The following is a 26,371-nucleotide window of genomic DNA, read 5'->3' as shown; positions in this document are numbered from 1 at the left end:
CAAGAAAACATGCACATACATAAAATACTGATGCTGGCTGTTCTTGGCGCTCCTCTGGCGTCATATGCACAGCAATCTTACACGATAAAAGGAAGCGTAGGCAAACTGAACGCGCCGGCCAAAGCATATCTAACCTACAAGGTGAAAGGCCAACGTATCATGGACTCTGTTATTATTCATAACGGTCAGTTCACCTTCCGCGGAACAGTAGGTGCACCTAAAGAGGCACATATCGTAGTTAAGCATGACGACGAGCCGCAGAACCCAATTACACGCCCCAAAGACGATATCCTTCCTTTCTTCATTGAAGACAAGGTCATTACGATCACAGCAAAAGACTCTGTCCATAAAGCAGTCATCAAAGGCTCTCCTGCCAATGATGACAATGCGAAAGTGACGGCTATACTGAAACCGTACTATGATAAATATACTGTGCTCAATGAAGAGTATAAGAGTCAGCCTGAAGAAAAGAAAAAGGATTCCGCCTACCTGGCCAGTCTTGATGAAAGAGCTAACTCTGTACAGAAAGAGATCATTGCAACGAAGATGAAGTATGTAAAGGCCAATCTTACACACTACATGGCACTTGTTGCATTCAACTCAACCATACCTCCTGAATTTGATGCAGTAGCAGCAGAGAAGAACTTTAACGAGCTCGATGAAAAGATCCGTAAGTCAGACCTGGGCGAAGAACTCCTGGCCAGGATACTGAAAGTAAAGAAGACGCAGGAAGGCGCTCCGGCACCTGATTTTACCCAAACTGATGTAAATGGTAAAGCCGTGAAACTGTCTGATTTCAAAGGAAAATATGTGTTGCTTGATTTCTGGGCTTCCTGGTGCGGACCTTGCAGAAGGGAAAACCCCAATGTGGTAAAAGCTTATAATGCTTATAAGGATAAGGGCTTCACCGTATTAGGTGTTTCACTGGATAAACCCGGCGACAGGGATAAGTGGCTGGCAGCCATTGAAAAAGACGGCCTGCCATGGACACAGGTTTCAGATCTGAAAGCATGGGATAATGAAGCGGCCAAACTGTATGAAGTGAACGCTATACCTATGAATTTTCTTATCGATCCAAATGGAAAGATCATTGCAAAGTACCTGAGAGGCGAAGCACTGGAGGCTACTTTGAAAAAATTACTACAGTAGATTGTCTTTTATATACCAACCATTAAATAGTGGTCTTTATCATTATCCGGTCCGGAATAAACTTCCGGCCGGGCAAGACCACTACCTGATTAATTCCCGGCACTATCCGTCATTCTCCCGGGATCAGTTCAATCATTCTATCCTATGACAGGCGCTGATCGCCTGATTAAACCCTACGAATAAGGCTCGCAAAGGCGGGCCTTATTTGTTTTTGCACTACCTGATAGCGGAATGCCATCAGCTGCAATTATGAAAGTTAAATGCTAAAAGCTGACAACTTCTTTGAAAGCCTTCTTAGGCTGGAAATTCCTGTCAAACAATAAGGGATAATCTTTCCTTCCATGTACAGGAAAATTATCCAACCAACTGTGCCTGTCAGACAGGTTCCAGAAGGTGACGCCCGTCAGGGATGTTTTATACTTACGGAATATTGCAAAGCATCTCCGGTATTGTTCTGCCTGATTATTTTCTTTTTCGGAGCTATAGCTGGTATCTGCATCACTTGCTTTTCTTTCCCTGGCTTCATGCTCTTTCGGATACACGGAGATGTCCAGCTCTGTTACCTGCAGCGGGAGCTGTAGAGCGGCGAAGTCGGCGAAGGTCTCTTCCAGCTGATCTTCAGACGGTTCGTTGACAGCCCAGTGTGCCTGTAAACCTATTGCCTGAACAGGCACTCCTTTCGCCCGCAGGTTTTTCACCATCTGAATGATCTTCGCTCTCTTCGCCGGATTGATCTCATTGTAATCATTATAAAACAGCACTGCTTGTGGATCGGCTTCATGCGCCCACGTAAAGGCCTTTTCTATAAATTCCGGGCCACATATACGCAGCCATGCGGAATTGCGGTAAAACTCCTCTTTTTTATCACTGATGACCTCATTCACCACATCCCAGGCATACACTTTACCTTTGTATCGTGTTACCACCGTTGTGATATGATCTTTTAAGCGTTTCAACAATACCTCTTTAGATACCGTATCGCCCTTTTCATCTTTGAAGATCCATCCCGGCACCTGGTTATGCCAGCAAAGTGTATGGCCCCTGATCTTCATTTTATTCCTCAGCGCAAAGGCTACGATGGAGTCAGCTCCCCGGAAATTGTATTCATTCTCCCGCGGGTGAATAACGCCCATCTTCATATCATTCTCTGGAGTGACGCTATTGAACTGACTGGTGATCAACTGCGCCTCCTCTCCTTTCAGGACACGGGGAGAAACGGAAACACCAATGGGGAAAAAAGACTGGTAATAGTCCTTCAGCCCCTGTCCAGATACCTCCTGCCCAACGCAGGAAAGTGCGGAAAAAACGCCTAAAACTCCTAATAGCAAAGGCCTCGTGATCTTTCGGGAATCTGTTTGTCTGAACATCATAACGTTTTAATTTTCCAGGTATATTAAACCCGCCGGGAATCTTAATTGCAGGGCCATCAAATAAGGGGAATATTAAGACCTGCCGGCCCCATCGTTTGTAAATTTGACCTTTAATTTTTGAACAGTCAAATTTTTCCGGCAGATAATTCCGGCCGCTGTTTCCCTTCCGTAATCTATCCCGGACAGCAGCTTCTTATGGTCAATTGCACATCTAAATGTATATTTGGAAAAACTATATTCTTATAACTATGAAGTCCATATTAACCGCAACCGTTGTATTGTTACTGAGCTTACACTCATTTTTCGTACATGCCCAGGACCGTCCCGAGTTTCCCGAACTGGAGGTAAAAGAAGATTACGCGAAATCAGAAGCCCTGTTCCAACAGGTAACGACATGGCTGACCGAGACTGACCTTGACAAGCAAGAGGCACTGCGCATGGAGTCCAATGTCTTTATATTGAAGTGGATCACGGGCTCTCCTACTGTGACTGTAGGAATAGATGAGCATATTGTCAGGTTAGTCGATAAGAATAGTCAGCTGCTCGCTATCTTTATGGCCAATTACGCCAGCTTCTGTATCAGCAACAAGGAGAATAAAAGCACGCTGGATCCCAACAAGGCAGGCTTACTGGCAATGGTGAAAGTATATAAGAAAGGAATAGGTATCCAAAAGACCAAGGCACTTGATAAGCTGGCAACAGCGGCAGATAAGAATGAGCTGGATGATTATATTGCAAAGAACCTGAAGAGCGAGGTTACGAAGCATTAACAGGCGTACCGTTATTGTTGTTCATGCTATAAATGATTAACTTCCGGTTATTATTGTCCTGACAACAATAACATATGAAATTACGTGACGAACTGCTGAAAGAGCATACCAAAGAAAATTGCATGCGGATCGTACGCTGGGTCGGTGGCTCAGCCGAACGATTTGCCCAGCTGGTAGATCTGTTCATCAATGATGAATACCGCGTGGTACAAAGAGCCGCATGGCCCCTGAGTTATGTGTTACATGATCATCCTGAGCTTGCCGGAAAACATTTGCCGGTGCTATTGGATAACCTGGATAACCCGGCAGTAGGATCGGCAGCAAAGAGGAATACTATCAGGGCCCTACAGACAGTCCCCATTCCTGAAAAATATCATGGCGTGGTGATGAACCATTGCTTCAATTACATCAGCAGTCCCACAGAGAAGCCGGCCGTAAAGGCTTTCTCTCTTACTGTCCTGGAAAACCTTTCGAAGATTTACCCGGATATTAAGGGGGAATTGAAATTCATCATCGAGGATGCTATGGACAATGAAAGTCCGGCATTTGTATCGAGAGCAAAAAAGATACTGGCCAGGATGTCCAAATGACCAGGTGAACTGTTCATCAATAGATCTGTTCAGATATACCTTCTTTAAAAGTAAATGGCTCGCCAAGGCGAGCCATTTACTTTTATGTTGAACCAGACTTTTCAGTCAGCCCTCATTAATATTTATCATTCTGCTGGAATATCTTAGTCGCATCCATGGTAGACTGCGGGATTGGATAGATCCTGCGGAAAGGCTGAGATACTGGCTTAGCTGAACCAGCACCAGCAGCTTCAAATTTACCGAAACGGATCGCCTGTTTCCTTCTCTGCATTTCCCAATACATCTCAAAAGCGATCTCATTGTACAGGCTCTGTTCTGTCAGAGCAGTCAATGCAACTCCGGGAGCATTGGCGTACAGCGCCTCACGGGTCCTGGTAGTACGTAATTTGTTGATATCTGCCAGTGCCAGATCTGTCTGACCGTTACGGAAATAAGCTTCTGCACGCAGACAGTACATACCACCCAGACGAACCAGTGGAATATCCACATTGCTGGTAGCATTATCCTTTTCAGGATCGAACTCAAATTTGAACACACGCACACCACGGTTGATCTGTGCCTGTGAGAACACAGACTGTGCAGGATTGTCAAAATTGAGCTCCGGCGTAAAGTCAACTGGTAATGTAGTGTTCTTTTCGCAGTAAAGCTTCGTTACTTTAATACGGTTAGCAGCTGTCATTTCGAAAGCAGTGCCATTCAGTTTTGGTCCGTATTGCTGACCTACCTGCATACCACGGTTGAAATGGAACCAGGGCAGACTAGCGCTGTTTGCCACAATGCTGGTTGCAGGTACACTTGTATCGCTACCATCATTCATGAACCACGTTCCGTCACTGTACTGATAGTGTCTGGCGAACCTTGGATCTTCATGATTGTTATCCCAGGTATGGTAGAACTCAGGAGTGGTACAAACGGCGTTGGTACCCCTGTTAGCCGGTGAAGGTTTCTGGTTCCTTTCCATCGGCATGTATGCGAAGTCGTTATCGCTGTTACGCAGGGTATTGATATCCTGTGATACTACGAAAACCAGTTCAGGTGCACCGTTGTTGTCTATATCAAAGTTCTTGAAATAGTTAGTTTCCAGGTGGAACTGTGAATTGTTGATGATCTGGGTAGTGTAATAGATCACCTTATCCAGATCAGTACCATTGTTGTCAACCGCTGCTTCCTTGAAGTTGAAACCGCCGGTAGCATAACGGTCTTTGAACACCGCACGGTTCATGTACATATCAGCCAGCAGACCATAAGCAGCCTGTTTGGTGAAACGTCCGTTGTTTGTGGATTGTTCTTTCAGGTTAGCCAGGTCGGGCAGGATGGCTTCCATCTCTTTGATCAGATCATCGATGGCGGTGGCTGCCTTTCTTACCTCCAGCTGTGCATTTGCGTTATATGGATCTCTGTAAGGAGCCTGTCCGTATAGGTCCAGTGTATGGTAGGTATAAAATACCAGCAGGGCTCTTGCCTCTGCGAGGAACAGTTTCTTGTTGGTAAAATCAGGTTTGTTGTTGATCGTGCTGATAGCAGTCAGCGACTTGGTAATACCTGCGTTCAGGTTGTTCCAGGTGTTTGTCACCAGTGAGTTATCAGCTCCCCAGGTAAACTCGTGAATGGCACGGTAAACACCACCATCCCCCCAGTCACTACCACGGGTAGGCAGCATGGCTTCATCGGTTGAATATTCCTGTAATCCGAACACGTTAGTATGATCCACAAAGGTAGCATCACCCATTTGTCCATATGCCGCAGCCAGTGCGTTCTCAGGATTTGAATTGTTGGAGCCTAATACCTCGTCGATCACTTGTTCCTTCAGGTCTGTACATCCCACCATCGTTACGGTGAGTGCTATACAAGCTAATTTATGCAGTTGTAATTTCTTTCTCATAATCTCTAAAATTTAACGGTTGCACCTAACAGGAATGTTTTTGCTGCCGGATAGGTGGCATAGTCAACACCCAGGGACTGGTTTCCATTTACGGTCTTAGTAGTGTTCACCAGCGGATCATAACCGGAGTAACCGGTGATAGTGAACAGGTTCTGGGCACTCACATAAATGTTTAATGATCTCAGCCATGTCAGTTGAGCCAGGGTCAGGGTATAACCCAGACGCAGGTTGCTTAAACGGATGAAGTCAGACTTCTCCAGGTATAATGAAGATAACTGTACCTGGTTAGCAACGTTTGCACCGTCTTCGTAATATTTCCTTAGTACGTTACGGTCAGATGCCAGGCTATTGATATTCAGATCCAGTGCGGTATTGTTCACCAGGTATCCGCCGGTCTGTCCGATGAAGGAGAAGCCCAGGTCAAATGCCTTGTAACGCATCTGGCTGTTAATACCGAAGTTGAAGTTAGGAATAGCACCCTGGAAGATCTGTCTGTCGTTAGTGTTGATCACACCATCGCCGGTTCTATCTTCGAAGATATCTTTACCATCTTTATCATAACCCAGGTGTTTCAGCATGAAGAAAGAACCAGCTTCGTAGCCATTCTTATAGATGTTGGCATTCACACCGGAAAGGCCCGGACCGGAAATGCTACCTGAATACAGTTCAGAAACAGGCAGGTCTTTGATCTTGTTAGACAATGTAGATCCGTTCACGTCCAGTGACCAGCTGAAGTTCTTCGTGCGAAGCAGCGTGGTTCCCAGCATGAATTCAAAACCTTTGTTCACGATCTGTGCATCTACGTTCTTCCAGATAGTGGTGGTAGGGCTCAGCGGACCAGAAGGAATGTTCAGGATAGGATCTTTAGTGGTCTTATTATAATATTCTAATGAACCGTACAACTTACCTTTCCAGAGATCAAAGTCAACACCGATGTTGTACTGTTCTACCAGCTCCCATTTCAGACCTGGGTTAGCGGTACGGTTTACAAGCACACCATTTACAACGGTATGGTCGTCATACAGGTAGTAACCTGCAGTTGGCGACAGTGAATAGCTTGCCTGAGTGATCTTGTTAGGTACTTCCTGGTTACCGGTCTGACCCCAGCTGGCGCGGAGTTTCAGATCCTGGATAGCGCTGACGTCTTTCAGGAAGTCTTCACGGGAAAGGGTCCAGCCCAATGCTACTGATGGGAAGTAACCGTATTTTTTATCTTCACCGAAACGGGTAGAACCATCCGCACGTAAAGACGCTGTTACCAGGTACTTGTTGTCGTAGTTATAGTTTACACGTCCGAAGAAAGACTGTAATTCATTCTCCTGTGCATAACCGCTTGGAGCAGTGGGTGTTCCGGAATAGCCTGGGTTGTACTCAGGATCTACGCCTTCACCCTGCTTGGTGATGCCCTGCATACCAAAGGCAGTTCCTGCGAACTGGAACTTCTGGTAAGAGAAACCACCCATTAATTCAACCTGGTGTTTGTTGAAAGAACGGTTGTATGTCAGATACTGGTCCAGCAATGTGGTGAGTGATGACAGGTTGTTCTGTACATAAGCACCCAGTGGCGTTCTGTCCGTAATGTTCGGATAGATGGTAGAGTTACGCTCAGAAGTAGACTTGTCGATACCATAGTTGATACGGTAGTTCAGGCCTTTTAAAATTCTGAATGCAGCTTCAACGTTACCCAGCACGCGGAAGGTATTGGTCTTATCTTTATAGATGCTCAACAGGTACGCCGGGTTGTAGTGGGCGTTCATGTTGAAGTTGGTGTATTTGCCGGTAGAATCGAACACAGAACGTGTAGGATTCGCCATTAATGCGTGAATGATCAGCTGACCATCGGAACCTGCGGTGTTACCGTTAGGGATACCGGTTTCGTCGATGTTGCTGGCTGTCAGGTTCATCTTAACGGTCAGGCGTTTGTCGTCGAAGAAACCTTCTTCAGCGTTCAGCCTTGCAGTCGTTCTTTTGAAGGTGCTGGTTTCCACGATACCATCCTGGTCCATGTGAGACACTGATGCGAGGAAACTACCGGTATTGGAAGTTTTAGCAAAAGACAGGTTGTGGTTCTGTACGAATGCGTTACGGTAGATTACGTCCTGCCAGTCAGTGTTACCACCGTGATCGTAAGCCGGATCTTTAATGGCCTTACGGTATTCGTCAGCTTTAAGCACGTCAAGCTTTCTGATAACAGCTGAAGTACCGATGTAGGTATCATAGGTTAAAGTAGGTGCACCTTTGCTACCGCGTTTGGTAGTGATCAATACAACACCGTTGGACCCCCTTGCACCATAGATAGCTGCTGCGGAAGCGTCCTTCAGAATGGTGATGGTTTCGATATCGCTGGTATTCAGGAAGTTCAGCGGATTTTTAGGTTCAGAGCTACCCAAACCGAAGTTAGGACCGCCTGCGCTCACGTTATCGTTACTTAACGGAACTCCGTCTACAACAAAGAGTGGCGTACTACCGCTACGGATAGAGCCCACACCGCGGATGAACACATCCACACCGGCGCCGGGTTCACCGCTGGACTGGGCGATACGCACACCAGATACCTTACCCTGGAGCATGTTATCAACAGAAACGTTGACACCTTGCTTTATGTTATCAGCTTTCAGCTGTGTTAATGCACCTGTAACGTCGGCTTTGGTCTGGCTACCGTAACCAACTACTACAACTTCTCCCAGCTGGCTGCTGCTGGCTGCCAGGGTAACACGCATGAATGAGCCGCTGGCTGCCACCTCCTGTTGTGTGAAACCGATAGAGGAGATGACTAATTTTTCGCCTTCGGCGGCTTGCAGAGAGAATTCCCCGCGTTCGTTGGTGGTTGTCACCCGTTTGGAAGACAGTGACTTCACAGAGGCGCCTGGTATAGGAGTGCCGTCTGTGCCGACTACCACTCCCTTGATGGGCTCCTGACGGATTACCCGATCATAGTTACGATGGCTTACCGTATTAGCCACGGACGGGCTTGCGGCTGAAAGCCATACTGCTACAATTAAAAGAAACTGATTGTTCATTGGCAATCTACTATTATGCTTGAATGTAAAAAGAAGTACCTGCTTTGGCCTGTTGGTGGCCACCCTCTCTGAGAGTTGTATTATCCTAGCTAATGGTTATACGCAACGTGGTTCTGTCTGGAGGCTATCCATGCAATATAGGGCTTTAAAGCAAAGTCAGCGAAGATAATAATAACAGAACGAAATATAATTGGTTGTGCGTAAAAGTCCCCCATAGGCTATAGTGTCTTCAAATCGGGTGCAATGATAAGCTGCTTTCCGGAATTTGTTGTTAACTCCAGGTTATGTTTATTTTAAGAATGTGTTGCCGGGGGTAAGTCAGGGGGATCATTTGCGGCGATAACCCGCCGCGGCGGGGCATGTATTTATAGCCCGGGGACGGAATGAGGTGCCCCCTCCAGGGGCCGAAACGGTTAGAATCCAGCTGGAGATAGCCTCGTATAAACAAAAAGAGCCGGTCAGTTGTCTGCCGGCTCTTTATTTCTATTCAGATGATAAGGTTATTATTTCCAGCCTCCTCCGAGGTTCCTGTAAATATTTACTACTGCATTCAGCTGTTCTTTCTGGGTCTCTACAAGTTCCAGTTTGGAATCCAATGCATCACGTTGTGTCATCAGCACTTCTAAATAGTCAGCCCTGGCAGACTTGAACAGATCATTGGAAATATCAATAGACCTGGTCAGCGCATCCACCTGTTGTGATTTCAGCTCGTAACTTTTCTTCAGGTTGTTGATATTGGACAACTGCGTAGATACTTCCACGAACGCATTCAGGATCGTACGCTCATAGTTATAAAGGGCCTGTAGCTGTCGTGCGTTAGCGCTGTTAAACTCAGCCCTGATTGCATTTTTGTTAATGAGCGGTGCAACCAGATCTGCTGCTGCGGAATACAGTAATGACTCCGGAAGCTTGAACAGGTAGGATGGCTTAAACGCCTGAAACCCTACACCGGCGGTAATACCCAATGAAGGATAGAATTCCGCACGGGCCACCTTTACGTCCAGTTTTGCGGCTGTCAATTCCAGTTCGGCCTGTTTGATATCAGGACGATTGGCCAGTAACTGTGACGGAATACCGGTGCTGACCATAGCAGGCATGATACTCAGGAAATTACCTTTATCCCTTGGAACCTCCTGCGGATAACGGCCTAACAGGAAGTTGATCCTGTTTTCTGTTTCCTTGATGCTCTGCAGAATATCGTACTCCAGGCTCTGTGATTTCAGTACTTCTGCTTCGAACTTCTTCACGGCCAGTTCTGTTACCCGGGTAGCTTCCTTCTGCACCTTTACTATTTCCAGCGCGTTCTTCTGCAGATCGATGTTCTGCCTTACAATAGCGAGCTGGTTATCCAAAGCAAGCAATTCGTAGTAAGAATTCGCTATTTCTGCTATCAGGTTGGTCAGTACGAAATTTCTACCCTCTACTGTAGCAAGGAACCTGGTAACCGCAGCCTTCTTGGAATTGTGCAGTTTGTTCCAGATATCCACTTCCCAGTTTGCATAAGCGCCGATGGTAAAGTCGGCCAGCGGGTCAGGCATTTCTTTTCCGGGCTCGATCTCCGTAGTGGCGTCACCAGCACCCTGACTGGTATATCTTCCCACTTTTTCAAGACCTGCTCCTGCCCTCACACCTACAGAAGGCAGTAACAGTGCCTGACGGGACCTGATATCATTTCTTGCGATCTCAATTTCCTGTAAAGTGATCATCAGCTCCTGGTTATTTTTCAGTGCTGTATCGATCAGGTTTACCAGGTCTTTATCTTTAAAGAACTCACGCCATTGTACGGCAGACATGTTAGTCGTATCCTGGCTATTGTTGTATGTCGCAGGCACAGGCTTTGCATCAGGTGGCGCAACGATCTTCGGGACCTTACAGCCAGCTACCACCAGGCAAGCGCCCAGTGCACCAACCCATCTGTTCTTCCTGAATTTATACATATACATTATGATCAATTTCTTCGGTTAAAGGATTCTCTTCTTCTTCTTTAACAAGCATGCGTCTTTCTGCGATCTTGCCGAATATGTAGTACAATCCGGGTATGATCAGCACACCGAAGATGGTTCCGAAAAGCATACCACCGCAAGCGGCAGTACCGATAGTACGGTTACCGATCTTACCTGGGCCTGTGGCCAGTACCAGTGGGATCAGACCCGCTATAAATGCGAAGGAAGTCATCAGGATGGGACGGAACCTTACTTTGGAACCTTCCATAGCAGCCGCCAGTACTGATGATCCGGAACGATGTTTCTGAACGGCAAACTCCACGATCAACACCGCGTTCTTACCTAACAAACCGATCAGCATTACCATTGCTACCTGGGCATAGATGTTATTTTCCAGGCCCAGTACTTTCAGCAGGAAGTAGGCACCGCAGATACCTGCCGGCAGGGAGAGTATCACCGACAATGGCAGGATAAAGCTCTCATACTGTGCAGCGAGGATCAGGTACACGAAGCCAAGACAGATCAGGAATATGTAAATAGCCTGGTTACCCTGCGCCACCTCATCTTTCGAGATACCCGCCCAGTCTATACCAAATCCTCTCGGTAAGGTTTTCTTCGCCACTTCATCAATGACCTTGATAGCCTGACCACTACTGTAGCCCGGAGCGGCAGAACCACTGATCTGCGATGAGTTGTACATGTTATACCTTGTGATCTCCGACAGACCATATACTTTTTCCATTTTCATGAAAGCAGAGAATGGTACCATCTCATCACGGTCATTCTTCACATACAGTTTCAGGATGTCTTCAGGCAATGCCCTGTATTGAGGCGCTGCCTGTATGATCACCTTATAAGGGCGGTCGAATTTGATAAAGCTGATCTCATAGTTACTTCCTATCATCGTAGAAAGTGTATTCATAGCATTATCAATTGTCACACCTTTCTGCTGTGCGATGTCGTTATCAATACGCATCATGTACTGCGGGAAGCTGGCGCTGTAGAAGCTGAACACGGATGACAGCTCCTTACGTTTACTCAGTTCTTTTACGAACTCATTACTTACCGCTTCCATTTTCTTATAATCACCGGAGCCGCCTCTGTCCAGCAAACGCAACTCGAAACCACCGGCAGCACCATAACCCGGTACGGCAGGCGGCTGGAAGAATTCAATATTAGCGCCTGCGATGTCTTTGGTTTTCTCTTCCAGTTCCTCCATAATCTCCAGTACAGAGTGTTTACGCTCTTCCCAGTTCTTCAGGTTGATCAGACAGGTACCGGAGTTGGAACCAGTTCCTTCTGTCAGGATCTCGTAACCGGCCAGGGCAGAAACGGATTGTACGCCATCGATCTCTTCGCAGATCTTCTGCAGCTTTTCTGCTACTTCATTTGTTCTTTCCAGCGATGAACCCGGAGGTGTCTGGATAATTGCATACAGCATACCCTGGTCCTCATTCGGAATGAAGCCTGAGGGCACAGTACCATTCAGGTAGTATGTACACGCACAGAAAAAGGCCAGCAGACCAAAGGTCACCACTCTCCTGTTCACAATGCTGCGCAACAGCTTCATATATTTCGCAGACATCTTGTCAAAGCCCCTGTTGAAGCTATCCAGGAATTTATCTACCAGTGATTTCTTCTTATGTTTTCCATGATGATTCTTCAGGATCATGGCACAGAGTGCAGGAGTAAGTGTAAGCGCCACAATACCGGAAAGCACGATCGCTGTTGCCATGGTGATGGAGAACTGGCGGTAGAATATACCCACCGGACCAGACATGAACGCTACCGGTACGAATACCGCAGACATCAGGAAGGTAATGGCGATAATCGCTCCCGCTATCTCATGCATGGCTGCTTTGGTAGCCTTCAACGGCGACAGATGTTCTTTTTCCATTTTCGCATGGACCGCCTCAATTACCACGATGGCATCATCCACCACCACACCGATTGCCAGTACGAGCGCAAACAGGGTGATCAGGTTCAGCGTAATACCAAAGAACTGCATGAACACAAACGTACCGATCAAAGATACAGGTACCGCCATCGCGGGGATCAGGGTAGAACGCCAGTCGCCGAGGAACAGGAATACCACAATACCCACCAGTACGAAGGCTTCCACCAGCGTGTGTACTACTTTCTCAATAGACGCGTCCAGGAACTTGGATACGTCGTAGCTGATCTCATAATTCATCCCTTTAGGGAAAGAATTCGCTTTGATCTCCTTGAGTTTTTCCTTCACGTCTTTGATAACCTGGCTCGCATTACTTCCGTATGATTGTTTCAATACGAGCGCCGCGGATGGTTTACCATTCAGGTTGGAATAGATGTCATACATCGAACTGCCGAACTCCACATCAGCTACGTCTTTCAGACGCAGTATCTCACCATTGGGATTGGATCGTATGATGACATTTTCATACTGCGACTTATTACTGAACCTTCCGGAATATTTCAATACATACTCAAATGACTGGGACCTTTTACCGGAGCTTTCACCTGTTTTACCGGGAGAAGCTTCCAGACTTTGTTCGTCCAGTGCTTTCATCACTTCATCGGCAGAAATTTTGTACGCCAACATACGGTCGGGCTTCAGCCAGATACGCATGGCATACTCCCTGTTACCAAGGATGTCTGCGAATCCGACACCATCCACCCTTTTTAATTCAGGCAGGATGTTGATATCGGCGAAGTTGAAAAGGAATTTCTGGTCAGCATTAGGATCATCACTGTAAAGGTTTACGTACATGAGCATGCTGGATTCCACGCGGGTTACTTTCACACCTTCACGCACAACCAGTGGGGGAAGTTTATTCACCACTGATGCCACACGGTTCTGTACGTTCAATGACGCCTGGTTTGGGTCGGTTCCCAGGTTAAATACTACCTGCAGGGTAGCCTCACCATCGTTACCCGCATCGGAGGTCATGTATTTCATTCCCGGAACACCGTTGATGGCCCTTTCCAGGGGAATGAGTACCGATTTCACCATCAACTCACCATTCGCACCGGGATATTCCGCAGTAACGTTCACCTTAGGAGGTGAAATGGACGGGAACTGCGTCACCGGTAACTGGGTGATGGCAATCGCCCCCAGAAATACGATGATAAGTGATATAACTATTGAGAGAACGGGTCTCTGGATAAACTTATTAAACATTGATCTTCGCTATTAGTAATTGAACTACTATTCTGCTTTTAATCGCAGATGGGAAATAACCTCTTGCGGCGCCAGATATTCGTAGCTGATCTTATCATCATCTTTTACTTTCTGAATACCTTCGAGCAGTATACGGTCTCCTTCAGATATGCCACTTTCAATTACATACAGGTCAGGCATTTCACCTCTTACTGTAATATTTTTTGACTTCAGTACATTATTCTTGTCAACAACAAAAACATACTTTTTATCCTGAATCTCGTAAGTAGCTTTCTGCGGAATAACCAGTGCATCTTTCAGCGGCATACTCATCATCACCTTACCTGTTTCACCGTGTCTTAAAAGCTTGTCCGGATTCGGGAATTTAGCCCTGAAGGCGATATTTCCCGTTTCATTATCAAATTCGCTTTCAATTACCTCTACTTCACCTTTGTAAGGCAGGGGGCGGTTGTTGGCCAGCAGCAGGTTAACTTTGTTATCGCCGCGGCTCTTTGCATTTGTCTGGTATTCCAGATACTCTGGCTCAGACACGTTGAAGTAAGCGAACATCTCACTGTTGTCTGAGAGACTGGTCAACAGTTCTCCTTCATCAATAAGGCTTCCCAGTTTTTTAGGGATACGGTCGATAGTGCCGGCAAACGGAGCCCTGATCTCAGTAAATGACAGGTGAAGTTTGGCGAGCGCGATTTCAGCTTTTGCCTGATCGAGCTTAGCCTGTGCCATTGCCTGTTCATTTTTGGAGACGATGTTTTTATCGGCCAGTGTTTTTGCATTCTGCAGTTCAATTTCTGCAGCCTTAGCTTCCGCCTCAGCCTTCAGCAATTCTGCCTCATACAATTTCGGCATAATCCTGAATAGTACCTGTCCGGCTTTAACAAACTGGCCTTCATCAACATATATATTCTCCAGGTACCCCTTTTCCTGAGCCCTGATCTCAATGTTCCTGATAGAACGTATCTGGGAAACATACTCTTTTGTGAAAGAAGTATCCATCACTACCGGGTTGGTAACGGTATACTTGTTAACTTCTTCCTTTTCTTCTTTGTGTGGTTTACAGCTGGTGTGCCATAGAAGTGCACACAAGGCCGTGAACATGACGATTTTCTTCATGATATTAGTTAATAAACGATAGGTTGCCTGAAAGCAAAATTGAGAGAGAATAGTTCAGCCGGCGATAGTAATGTCATGCATGTGGAGGCCAGGATAATATACATCCGGTTGGCATGCATAAGGCATACCTACGCGTTGGCTGATGTATATTATTTTGATCAGATCCTTAATACTCCCTGCAGGAGATATTTATAAGATGCCTGATCCGATAATATTGTGGGAGATTTTAAATACCTGCGATGATATTTAAAAACAGATAAAGAAGCGTATGGCGAATGGCCTCTGGCCAGTAATTTATATTTATGAGCGAAACTATTGGGGTCCTCGTCTTCTACATCCTCACTTATAAAGTATGCATCTTCTGAGACAGGGCGGGTATCCTTAATGACAGAACAATTCCAATGGTTGCCGCCGGTGAGGATTTCCCGGTGTTTTTCCACCTCCGCCTCCGTCGCAAGCGCGTAACCGACCCCACTATAATACGTGCGCGCCAGGGGGTTTTCAATTCCCTTCACCAGCATCAAGCACAGACATAGAAAAAATACAGCTACTCTCATTTGGGGGTCAAAGCTAGGAAAAGTTTCAAACCGGCAAAAGGAAGATAGGGGTCAAGTGCAAATTTTAAGGATATTTTAAAGTTGTCTCCCCTGCCATGGCTATATGCAGAAAAAAATACATATTTCAGTAGTATTAAAATACACCCTACTTAAATCAGTAGGGCATATTTTAATATCAGTGTTGGGAAACCAGGTAAAATTGTCAGAAAGACATTGATAAAGAAGTTGTTACAGAAAAATCATCAGTCACAGGCCGGGACTCTTTCAAAAAGACAGCGTCCCTGGCCGAAAATCCGCGTCCTTCCACTCGGAACAGTACATTATCTGCAATGGCGTAATCCGCGTTAAGGGAACAACCCCAGGTCTGAAACCCGTTAGGGGTGCCGGTGGCTATAATGACTCCATGTTTATCACGATAATATTCCCCCCTGGCAGCAATTGCCAGTTTTTTGACAGGCGTATATCTTAATATGAGCACGGGAGAATACCATGTATTATAACTATCGCTTCCTTTTTCCTTCTGTTCCGCTCCGATGTCAAAGCCTGCTGTTAAACCGAATTTCTCCACCAGTTGCATCTGTGTGTAAAAGTTATGGAAGTAGCGCATCCGTCGGATACTATCAGGTTTATCACTGCCAATAAAGGAACTACTGTTAAAAGTAAATACGGCCGTCGGTTTAAATGTAATCTGGTGTCCGAATGCCGGAGTATTGTTACCATCTGCACGCTGTATCCGTTGCCATCCGTTCAGTATCAGTGCGCTCAACAACCACTTTTCACTGGGAGAGGTATAAGAAATCTTAACCCCACTCTCATAATAAGGGGTGTTATCAGCCAGTATGCTCCTTGTCAGGTTCCAGCAGTCTTTTCCAACAGCGCCTTCAAAACCGATATGGGAAGCAAAAATACCTGCATCGATCCAGAGATTGTGTTGCTTTGATATTTTGACACCGGCATTTGCCTCATAGATATTCTTTATTACGCCTGGCTCTGAAGCCATATTGGCATTTGCATAGGTACCTGTCATTAGCGCCAGGTTGGCCCGTACACTGTTTTTCACATAAGCAGCTTTTACGAAGCCCAGATTAAGATTGACCTCATTGTGGCGATTAAAGGAATACATAAAGGCTGGTCTTTTGTGATCTGCCGGTTTTCCAAAATCATATGAATAATAAACTTCCAGATAGCCAGTTATTTTCAGCGGAGGCTCCTGTTGGGCGTCCTGCGCATGCAAGTGGAGAATGTTAAAGGTTAACAGCAGGCAAAATAGTTTTCTCATCAATAAATTGTCTTTTGGTTGAAAGAATTGCCACAAGTCCACGCTCCTACATCAGCCGTCCGGGAAGTTCCCCAAGTAACTGCCCGCTAAAATTAGATAAAAATGCTGATCATTAAGCTCATCTGTATAGGGGTGAACATAACTACTTCCTGTCATCGCCGCATATGAGTATCGTCATAGGTAATAAATAAGCACAATTGTAACTTCAATACATTCTAAATATCATGATTATGATAGACGCAAAACATTATCATACAAAGCAGAACGCTTTGCTTACCTGTGGCATTATCTCTTTCCTATTATATATCGCAATAAATATTATTGTAGCCATGCAATGGAAGGAGTATGATAGCGCTGCACAGACCGTAAGCGAGTTATCCGCTGTTGGCGCACCGACGCGAACCTTATGGCTGATAGTAAGTACGCCCTATACATTATTAATGATTGCCTTTGCGTGGGGTGTATTTAGATCTGCAGACGCAAATCGTCCTTTACGTATTGCAGGTATCCTGTTAATTGTCTACGGCTTACTTGGCATCCTGTGGCCATTTGCCCCAATGCATCTTCGTGAAACGCTGGCAGCAGGTGGCGGAACATTCTCAGATACTTTACATATTACTCTTGGAGCTATCACCGAGATTATCTACTTGTTTGCGCTGGGGTTTGCGGCAGCTGCATTCGGGAAATGGTTCCGTATATATTCTATTCTGACCTTCGTGGTACTTCTTATTTTCGGGGGGCTGACCTTCGGGGATGCTGACGGCATTGCCACCAATCAGCCTACACCGTTGATTGGTGTCTGGGAGCGCATTAATATCGGCGTTTTCCTGCTCTGGGTAATTGTATTAGCTATTATCCTTCTGCGGAAAGAAGCACAAACAAAACCTTCCCGACAAGGCCGGTTGCAAACGTCATATTAAGTAATGCAGGTCATCTGTTAAAGATAACCTGCATTACTTATTGGGCTATTAATAAATATCAACATCGATGGAGTGCTCCGTGAAAATATGCTTCAGTCTTTCTTCCCAGCGGGCCAGTTCCAGTTCCCGCTGTACTACAGTCTGCCGGACAGGGGCATATATTACGTGGGGGCGAAGTACGTCAAACCCCGTAAACTTCAGCATCCCCCGGTGGATGGGTTTAAGAACACCATACAGATCTCCATGGAGCCCATTTTTCAGGTAAGCATTTTCATTAGCGCCGACAGTAAGGGAAAGGATGGCTTTTTTACCTTTAAATACGCCTTCTTCGTAACACCTTTCACTTCCGTAAAACCGTCCCATGGCAAAAACGCGATCCACCCAGCCTTTGAGAATCGCTGGTACGGTAAACCACCATATCGGAAACTGCCAGATCATCAGGTCACACCATTCCACCTTTTGTTGTTCTGTTTCGATATCGTCTGCAAATCCGGCAGTATCCGTTGCATGTATTTCTTCCAGTTGTTGCTTAAAAAAAGCAGCGTCATAAGTGGTCTTGAAATTACGCCGACCTGACACAGGATTAAATTCTTCCCTGTAGAGATCTGATACTTTTACTTCGTGCCCTTCTTCTTCCAGCGTTTTAATACCTTGTTTAAACATGGCGCCATTCATACTTTGCATTTCCGGATGGGCCAACACAATTAGTATTTTCATAATTTTACGTTGATTTTTCTGTTAACGCAGCAAAGGTAAATTGTGGTCGGTTACGCTGTAACAGCGCGGCTGATTGTATGTTTCACACAAAATTGTAAGTAATGGGCAAACGTAAGCCAACATCCACCAATGCTCAAAATCTCAGGAATCTCCTTGATTTTTGCGGAGCCGTATATGCAATAGATGTTCTGGGCGGCAGATGGAAACTGGTTATTCTCTATAAACTAGAAAAAAGAACAATGCGCTTCAGCGAACTGAAGGAGCATATCCCTGATATTTCTGATCGCATGCTAACGCTGCATTTGCAGGAGCTGGAGAAAAGCGGTCTGGTTATCAGAAGAGTATATGCGGAAGTACCTCCCAGAGTAGAATATACTTTGTCGGAAAGTGCGCGCAAACTGGCTCCTATATGGCAGCAGCTGGAGGAATGGGGGGTACAACACCGTGCGGTGATGGAAGAGACGACGGCGACACATGAATAAGATATTTGTCCGGATTGATTATTTCAGGAAAGGTGAGCTATTAATATTCTTCCGTTTGCCTGATCCATTGCGTTGGATATCTGTCCAGATGCACTATTTCATAAAAGGAGAACTATCAAACTTTTCCGTTTGCCCGCTCCATTGCGTTGGATATCTGTCCGGATACACTATTTCATAAAAGGAGAACTATCAAACTTTTCCGTTTGCCTGCACCATTGTTGTGGAATAGTGTCATCCGGAGCTGATAAAGCAACTATACTTCCTACTATCGCGGCAATTGTATCTCTGTCACCCAATCCGCTTACAGCGGTCCAGATAGCGGCTGAAAAATCAGATAGGTGATTGGCCGCACACCACAGTGCAAAAGGTACGGTATCCTGGGCTGTTAACCGTGTACCATTGCCTAATACCGATACGATAGTTCTGATGTCATAATTTGCAGGGAGCATTGCTGCCTTCTTCACTTTATATTTTATATCGCTTTCCGGCGTAAGCATCACCACAAAATCAAAAAACTGCGATGCGGAAAATGCTCCTTTTAACTTCCCATTTACACAAAAGCATGCCGCTAATGCAACAGCAATAGCGCCGGCAATAGCTTCATTATGGGCGTGCGTAATTGCTGCTGCAAGCCTTGCCTGTTCGATAACATTATCAATATCATCATAAAAGTAAGCTCCGATCGGCCCAGAGCGCATAGGGGCGCCGTTGCCCATTGAGCCCATGCCATCAAATGCAGCACGGCTAACTTCAGACCAGTGCTCCCCTGCTGCAATAGCCTTTAAAATAGCATGAGCAGTTCCGCCATAACCACGATAGTCATCCAATAAATAGTTATCTGCAAATTCTTTGGCTAACAGGTCCTGATCAATATGCCCGGTTTTTGATAAGATATTGTAAACACCAATACCCATTACCGTATCATCTGTAAAAAGCCATTCGCCTTCCTGCAATACTTTCTCTTGTATCCTATTCAAAATCACCTCCCCGGGCCCAAAGAATGTTTCGCCGAAAGCGTCACCTATTGATAGCCCGAGGAGAGATTGCCTGGCAAGATCGAGTCTGTTATTATGTTCCATACCCGATCAAATTATGCCTTATTTATTTAATATCAAACTATACAATGTAAATAACGATTGGAATCGAGGCACTCCGGCAGATGTACAAAATTGCATGATAAAGTCAGATGATGCCTGATTAAGCAACCTTTATGAAACCAGGTCTTATCGCCCAGCTACCCGTTTCTACAAGTTTTATTCTGAACTCTTCATCATTTCCTTTATCTCCAATCATAATTGAATGCGCAATATTGTTAGGCGCACCCTCAATTTCAGGATCATTGTAAACCGGATCATGTTCGATTTCCTGTTCTCTCCCGGGAGAATGCATATTGCGAACAGCTCCTACATTAAATTTATAGATATAAAATTTACTAGGATCCTTGTGTTTGCCTGTCTTAACATTAAACTGACGTCCAATCAGCGCCCGGGATGATTCTGCAGTGCAATATTTGTCCCAGTCACAGCTTAAATTGCCACCTGTAACCGGAGTATTCCTAAATGCGCTGGCTCTGGGCTTATGATCCTTTGAACTAATAAAATCTGCGCCTACGCGACAGAAAACGTAGTCTTCGTTTGGGATAAATAACTTTTCCATATTTTGGTTACAAACAGTTACAAACAGTTTTTCATCCAGATAGCTAAATGCTCTTTTACTTCCTTAATGTCCACATTTCCTTTAATACTATCCTCATTAGCATATCTGTCGCCATAAAACGATGCCTTCTGAGGGTTTCTATTATTAAAGTTAATCAGCAATCTTCCCTTAGCGGTTCTCCATTCCAGGTCCATTGACCCATCCCGTAAGGGATTTATCTCTGGCAGTTCAAAAGGAATCCTATAATGCTGATCAATATAGTTGACATATGTCCTTAAAAAGGAAGTAGCATTCTCCCAGATAGTTTTATCTATGGGCAAAGCATCTTCTTCATCCCATCCCTCTTTAAGGTTTAAGATGTACTTGGATTGTTCAATAAGTTCGTCAACTTTGGATTTGTAGGTATATGCAATCTTTATTTCACCATCCTTTAGTTCTTGTTGCGAAGGAGTAATTGTTGGATGGTGCCAGAAGCGATATAGAGGAAAATCTGTCCAGGTAAAATTTCTCCACCCCTTTGTGAGAAATGAGCTGATTGCTGTTGCAATTTCTGCCATAAAACTAAATTGTTTTAGAATTATTAAAAACTAACAAACAGTTCATCTCATTCAAAGCGAAGCTATGATATTTTCCACAATATTAAAATTATATAAACACAAAACAAAAAATAAAATACGCTATGAAAAGCCCGGCTAAACTGCCGGACTTTTCATCTACAATCAATAATTTGGATTCTGATAATAGCTTCCTCCCGACTCCAGTGTATTCAGGAAATCGGTTGGAATAGGCCGCACTTCATTCTGACTATCGGTAAAGAACTGACCAACATCAGGATTGGCATTCATCAGGTAAGTTTTGTTCAGTTTCTTAGTCCGTTTTAAATCATAGAACCTTACATATTCCCCACATAGTTCCCGCGCCCGCTCATCCAACACTGTCTGAACAGTTACAGCTCCCGGTACCAGCATAGCGCCAGCCCTGGTTCTGATCTTATTGATATATTGCGCAGCATTTCCTCCGCCATTGGCATAAATATCGGCTTCCGCAGCGATCAGGTATACCTCAGACATCCGCATCATAAATGTGGCATTTAAGTTACCATAACGGTTATTGGATGCGTTATTCGTATAGTAGTTACTGCTGTTATGTTTGAGCAGTGAGGGGTAAAAGCTGAAGAAAGGATTCGTAGTAAACGTTCCTCCCCCATCCAATGGCCTGTTCACCCGGTTGTACTGCATTTTCACGGATTTCTTTGCAGCATCATAAACATCTGCGTAATCCACTACCAGGTATGGTTGAGAGAGTTTGTCCGCAACCTTTGTGGCATAATCGGGATCATTCGGATGAACGAAATCAATAGCCGCACTTCCCTGAGCAAGTGTAGTACTGGTCGTTATAGCCGTTGAACGGTCAAATATCTTCAGAGCGGCATCCGTCCAGGTATAGGAAGGCTTATTGACGGTCCATGAGGTCTGAAATGATTTATGATACCGGGGGTCGAGTGTTCCATTATCCTGTACAAACAAGTTCAGCAAATAGGCGGTCGGCATGAACTGACCTCCTGAACGGCGGCCCCAGGTGGTATAGTCAGCACCCAGTTGTTGTATTGCGCCGAAGTCTGTTACTACGCAGTAAAACAACTCATTGTTCATATTCATATTCCAGGCACTATTGCTTACACCTCCCACCACATAACGATGTGACCATAAGGATTCCCTGTTGCTGTAATTATTGGCTTCCAGGAATACATCATCGAATGTAGGGTAGAGATAGGTATTATACTTGCTACCGCCACTTTCACAATCATCAATGAGCAGTTTGGCAGTTTCAAGCGCTTTCGCTGCCATAGACTTTGTCTCATCATATTCAACCGTCTGGAGATAAGCCCTGGCCAGGAAACCCAGAGCAGCCTTTTTGGAAGGCTTGGTGGTGCCGTTATTTACCGGCAGCCACTTTACAGCAAATTCCAGGTCGGGGATAATGACGTTCTTATAGACATCCAGCGGAACTGCTCTTTCAGGGTGCAGGTTGACTGTGGCAACAGGCGCTGTAGTAAGGGTTACACCACCGAATTGTTCCACAAGATTATAGTAGTACATCGCCCGCAGAAAATAAGCTTCCGCCACCATTTCATTCTTCTTTTCCGGTGTTGTGAACGGAGCAATGTCGGCATACTTAATAGCAGTATTACAGGAGCCAATACCATCATAGCAGGCGTTCCATATTCCACTTCCCGTGGTAAGGCTCATAGTAGCGCCGGCTCCATATTTAAAGAACTGGGCGAACGATACACCGTTCTTCTGATAAGTCCATAGATCAGTGCCCGCTTCACAGAGCATCATCCATTGGTTATATCCGTATAACTGGCGTTCCATACCGAAATAACAATTATTGACAAGGTTTCTGTATCCGTCCACGGAGGAAGCAGCTACCGATTCGATCGTAAATCCGGACGGATTCACTTCTTCCAGTGAGCAGGAAGAAAGACCGGTAACTATTGATAAGAGCAGTAGTAATATTTTATGTTTCATTTTTTGCAGCGTTAAAAGGTGATATTCATACCAAATACAAAAGTGGCAAACAACGGGAAGGAGTCAGCGCCTCCCGTTTCAGGGTCTGTGCCCTTTAAAGCCTTATTCTTTGTATATATCAGCGGATTATAGGCAGTAGCGTAGATGCGGCCTTTCGACATGTGTGTATATTTTACCAACCTTTCAGGAAAGGAATAACCTAATGTAATTGTCTTGAGTTTAATGAAAGATCCGTCCACATATCTGAGGGATGCGATCCCTGTTGTGCTGCTGATACCGGGACGTGGGTAACGGGCGGACTGGTTTTCAGGTGTCCAGTAATCAATACCTGCAGGCTGTCCGTCATCATTCGTGGAATACCATCCTACCAGGCTGCTGTTGATCATCTGTCCCCAACGTATCATTGTAAATAAGCCAAGATCAAAGTTCCGGTAGGTAATGTTATTGTTGATACCAAGCAGCCATTTAGGTACAGAAGAGCCCAGCACCATACGGTCATTGTCAGAATAAGGGTGTACGCCCTTATCTCCTACTCCGTTGGCGTCAAACTTTTCTTTGGTGGCAACCTTAACAAAGCCCGGCTTAGCACCGTACAAAGTGGCAGTGCTTTCTTCACCCGAAGACCAGATACCAAGATATCTATAATCGTAATGGGTATCGATGGGTTCACCAACAAACAGTTTTTCACCAATTACATTTCCATTCGGCAGGCTAACGATCTTCTCTTTATTCTTTGTGAAAGAAAAGGCCGTATTCCATTCAAAATTACGTTGGACGATGTTACGCGTTCTGAGTGTGATTTCCAGTCCTTTGTTGTTGGTCTCTCCGATGTTCTGCCAGGTGGCCAGGGCGGTTGCCCATGCTGTCAGTCCGGAAGTAATGGGTAAAGTACGTTTGAAAAGCAGCCCTTTGGTAGTTGTATTATAGGCGTCAATGGCAAGGTCCACACGGCCTTTCCACAATGACAGGTCTAATCCTATGTTCAGGTTATAACTTCTCTCCCAGCTGATAAGCGGATTGGAATAAGTGCCAGCATTCTGCACATTGGGAACAAGCTTACCATCCAGGGAGATCACCTGGTACATATATGCCTGTGTCTTAGAGGAATATGCAGACATACCACCGGAATTGCCGGTTACGCCATATCCGGCACGCAGCTTCATGTCGCTAAGCCAGCCAGCAGTGGCGCTCATAAAAGGTTCGTCTGAGATACGCCATGCCACTGCGGCAGCAGGGAATGCGCTCCACTTGTGACCTTCAGCCAGATGGGAAACGCCGTCCCACCTGTTGGTGAGGGTCAGCAGGTATTTTCCCCTGAAGCTGTAGTTGATCCTGCCGGCGAAGGACATCCTTTGTCTTTGCTCATAGGAGGATGCATTGCCGGTCTTCTGGGTGCCATTTCCAATGTTATAGAACAGGTAATAATCCAATGCCTGTCCCTGACCGAGGGAATTGTTATAATCCGCGCTGTTATTTGCCCAGGATGTAATGCCGGTCAGTGTCAATTGATGATCTGCCGCCAGTGTTTTATTGTAGGTCAGAATGTTTTCCCAGGTATATCCGTAACTGAATCCATTATAGATCCCGGCAAGCGGCGCTGCGTACCCTGACACCACATTGGATACAGCCTGTTTACCCCAGTATTTTCCGTTCCGGTAGCTGTTCAGTGTAGCACCCATTACTGAGCGGAAGGACAGGTCTTTTAAAGGCTTCAGTTCCACATAACCATTCAGGTTGGCAAACGTCGTTCTTGTGTTATCCGCAAACTGGTTGGGCAGCTGATCGCCAAGTGGTGTTGTTTCACCATCTACATATACGGTGTTGATATTCCCGTGTTCATCGTAAGGATCTCCTAAAGGTAATGCCGATAGTGATTTTGTGAAGATGTTTTTCGCCCGCTGGTTCTGGATCGTATAGTTCACGTTGATATTCGTGCCTATTTTCGCCCACCTGGTAGCGTCGTGATCGAGGTTCATTCTGACACCGTAGCGTTTCTGGTTCTCATTGCTCAATAAGCCTTCCTCTTTGCTATAGATGAATGAAGTATATATTTTGGTCTTCGCACTACCATCTGTAAATGAAAGATTATATTTCTGTTGCGTAGCCGCATTGTTAGTGATCAGGCCTACCCAGTCGATCCATTTGTTCTTGTTATAAGCGTCCAGCACAGCCTCGGTGGTAAAGATCTGGGACATATCCTGCGGGTATTCTCCATTTACCGTACGATACAACTCCCGGCGATATTTCACGTACTCATCCCCTGTCATACCATGAACGAAATGTGGGCTACCGCTCAATCCATAAAAGACATCCAGGTTCATTGCCGACTTGTTCGTCTTTCCTTTCTTTGTAGTGATGATAACAACACCATTGGAACCAGCCGAGCCATAAATAGCGGTAGAGGAGGCATCTTTCAGGATGTCTATACTCGCGATATCAGAAGGGTTTATCTGGTCGTACGTACTCTGGATGCCATCTACAATAAACAGCGGAGAATTATCGCCGTAAATGGAGCGGCTGCCTCGCAGCAGTATATCTACGTTGGTACCCACAGCACCGGAACTTCTCATGATATCCATGCCAGCCACTTTCCCCTGCAGGGCTTCCATTACGTTATTGACAGGAGTAGCGGTGATATCTCCTTCTTTGATAGATACTACGCTGCCTGTCAGGTCGCGCTTCTTTACTGTACCATAGGCAATAACCACGCTCTCACCCAACTCCTTTACAGAGGAGCTTAACGTGATGTTCAGGTACGGTTGTTCTCCTGCGGTCACCTGTAAACCATTTCCATCAGTATCTTTCACAGCCGCCGCTGTATATCCTTGCTCCGAGCGGCGCACCATGATCTCCATCACATTATATCCTACACTTGATACTACCAGCAAGGCATTTTCTGTAACGGGAGAAAGTGTAAAAGTACCTTCAGTATTGGTAAGCGCTCCCACATTGGAACCTCTTACCCGGACAGAAACAGCGATCAGGGGATTACCATCTTTGTCAGTGATCTTTCCCTTAATGGTCACCGGAGGGTCCGCGGGTTTCTTAACAGGAAGCGGAGGGCTGGCATAGGCGCCGAGGACGCAGATTGCCGTAACAAGCAGCATTGTTAGTTTTTTCATAAACGTTATTTTATTACTAGCATGATAAATATGCATGGATCACTGCATGCGTATGGCATGGCAGGTTGGGCTATTTCCGTGGAATTACTGCAATAGGTTTTCTATCCCATAGT

18 protein-coding genes are annotated in these 26,371 nt (G+C 45.5%); 5 read left to right on the top strand and 13 right to left on the bottom strand.

The features are described 5' to 3' along the window. Positions 1-9: 9 nt before the first annotated feature. Complete coding sequence (locus F3I09_RS20520) at positions 10-1,149, top strand: TlpA disulfide reductase family protein (protein ID WP_223233318.1); 1,140 nt, start codon at positions 10-12, stop codon at positions 1,147-1,149. Positions 1,150-1,412: 263 nt separating this feature from the next. Here F3I09_RS20520 and F3I09_RS20515 read toward each other — a convergent pair whose 3' ends face one another. After that, positions 1,413-2,519 (bottom strand): endo-1,4-beta-xylanase, encoded by a 1,107-nt coding sequence (locus F3I09_RS20515; protein WP_223233317.1) that lies wholly within the window; start codon positions 2,517-2,519, stop codon positions 1,413-1,415. A 248-nt stretch (positions 2,520-2,767) separates the two neighbouring features. Between F3I09_RS20515 and F3I09_RS20510 the strand changes: the two genes are divergently transcribed. Next, positions 2,768-3,289, top strand: a complete 522-nt coding sequence (locus F3I09_RS20510) for a hypothetical protein (RefSeq protein WP_149696910.1) — start codon at positions 2,768-2,770, stop codon at positions 3,287-3,289. 74 nt (positions 3,290-3,363) lie between these two features. After that, a complete protein-coding gene (locus tag F3I09_RS20505) occupies positions 3,364-3,879 on the top strand; it encodes a hypothetical protein (protein WP_149696909.1) in 516 nt (171 codons plus the stop codon). Between the two features lie 115 nt (positions 3,880-3,994). On the opposite strand, the gene F3I09_RS20500 is transcribed toward F3I09_RS20505, so the two are convergent. The 6 genes from F3I09_RS20500 to F3I09_RS20475 all read right to left on the bottom strand — a co-directional run bounded on the left by F3I09_RS20500 (position 3,995) and on the right by F3I09_RS20475 (position 16,830). Beyond that, positions 3,995-5,761 (bottom strand): RagB/SusD family nutrient uptake outer membrane protein, encoded by a 1,767-nt coding sequence (locus F3I09_RS20500; protein WP_149696908.1) that lies wholly within the window; start codon positions 5,759-5,761, stop codon positions 3,995-3,997. Positions 5,762-5,766: 5 nt separating this feature from the next. Beyond that, positions 5,767-8,781 (bottom strand): TonB-dependent receptor, encoded by a 3,015-nt coding sequence (locus F3I09_RS20495; protein WP_149696907.1) that lies wholly within the window; start codon positions 8,779-8,781, stop codon positions 5,767-5,769. Positions 8,782-9,284: 503 nt separating this feature from the next. Beyond that, positions 9,285-10,724 (bottom strand): TolC family protein, encoded by a 1,440-nt coding sequence (locus F3I09_RS20490; RefSeq protein ID WP_223233316.1) that lies wholly within the window; start codon positions 10,722-10,724, stop codon positions 9,285-9,287. Next, complete coding sequence (locus F3I09_RS20485) at positions 10,711-13,884, bottom strand: efflux RND transporter permease subunit (protein ID WP_149696906.1); 3,174 nt, start codon at positions 13,882-13,884, stop codon at positions 10,711-10,713. Before F3I09_RS20485 ends, F3I09_RS20490 begins: the two co-directional genes overlap by 14 nt. Before the next feature lie 27 nt (positions 13,885-13,911). After that, on the bottom strand, positions 13,912-14,994 hold the full coding sequence (locus tag F3I09_RS20480) for an efflux RND transporter periplasmic adaptor subunit (protein ID WP_149696905.1): 1,083 nt from the start codon (positions 14,992-14,994) through the stop codon (positions 13,912-13,914). 759 nt (positions 14,995-15,753) lie between these two features. Further along, complete coding sequence (locus F3I09_RS20475) at positions 15,754-16,830, bottom strand: porin (protein ID WP_149696904.1); 1,077 nt, start codon at positions 16,828-16,830, stop codon at positions 15,754-15,756. 230 nt (positions 16,831-17,060) lie between these two features. Here F3I09_RS20475 and F3I09_RS20470 point away from each other — a divergent pair, with 230 nt between their 5' ends. Continuing rightward, entirely contained in the window at positions 17,061-17,750 is a 690-nt protein-coding gene (locus tag F3I09_RS20470) for a DUF998 domain-containing protein (protein WP_188133888.1), read from the top strand. A gap of 48 nt (positions 17,751-17,798) precedes the next feature. Here the strand turns inward: F3I09_RS20470 and F3I09_RS20465 are convergent, their stop codons facing one another. Continuing rightward, positions 17,799-18,467, bottom strand: a complete 669-nt coding sequence (locus F3I09_RS20465; protein WP_149696902.1) for an NAD(P)H-dependent oxidoreductase — start codon at positions 18,465-18,467, stop codon at positions 17,799-17,801. 101 nt (positions 18,468-18,568) lie between these two features. On the opposite strand from F3I09_RS20465, the gene F3I09_RS20460 reads away from it, so the two are divergent. Beyond that, the gene (locus F3I09_RS20460) at positions 18,569-18,949 is read left to right on the top strand and encodes a helix-turn-helix domain-containing protein (RefSeq protein ID WP_149696901.1); all 381 of its coding nucleotides are present in this window, start codon (positions 18,569-18,571) and stop codon (positions 18,947-18,949) included. 167 nt (positions 18,950-19,116) lie between these two features. Here F3I09_RS20460 and F3I09_RS20455 read toward each other — a convergent pair whose 3' ends face one another. From F3I09_RS20455 to F3I09_RS20435, 5 genes are all read right to left on the bottom strand, one after another. Further along, positions 19,117-20,028, bottom strand: coding sequence for an ADP-ribosylglycohydrolase family protein (locus F3I09_RS20455; RefSeq protein WP_149696900.1), 912 nt, complete (start codon positions 20,026-20,028; stop codon positions 19,117-19,119). Between the two features lie 118 nt (positions 20,029-20,146). Next, entirely contained in the window at positions 20,147-20,605 is a 459-nt protein-coding gene (locus F3I09_RS20450; protein ID WP_149696899.1) for a hypothetical protein, read from the bottom strand. A gap of 17 nt (positions 20,606-20,622) precedes the next feature. Further along, positions 20,623-21,162 (bottom strand): hypothetical protein, encoded by a 540-nt coding sequence (locus tag F3I09_RS20445; protein ID WP_149696898.1) that lies wholly within the window; start codon positions 21,160-21,162, stop codon positions 20,623-20,625. Positions 21,163-21,324: 162 nt separating this feature from the next. After that, a complete protein-coding gene (locus F3I09_RS20440) occupies positions 21,325-23,136 on the bottom strand; it encodes a RagB/SusD family nutrient uptake outer membrane protein (RefSeq protein WP_149696897.1) in 1,812 nt (603 codons plus the stop codon). 11 nt (positions 23,137-23,147) lie between these two features. Further along, the gene (locus F3I09_RS20435) at positions 23,148-26,258 is read right to left on the bottom strand and encodes a TonB-dependent receptor (protein ID WP_149696896.1); all 3,111 of its coding nucleotides are present in this window, start codon (positions 26,256-26,258) and stop codon (positions 23,148-23,150) included. Positions 26,259-26,371: the final 113 nt, after the last annotated feature.

It is taken from the genome of Chitinophaga sp. CF418 (genome assembly GCF_900142925.1).
In the GTDB taxonomy this organism is placed as follows: Bacteria; Bacteroidota; Bacteroidia; order Chitinophagales; family Chitinophagaceae; genus Chitinophaga.
This window is presented reverse-complemented; position numbering and strand designations above follow the sequence as displayed.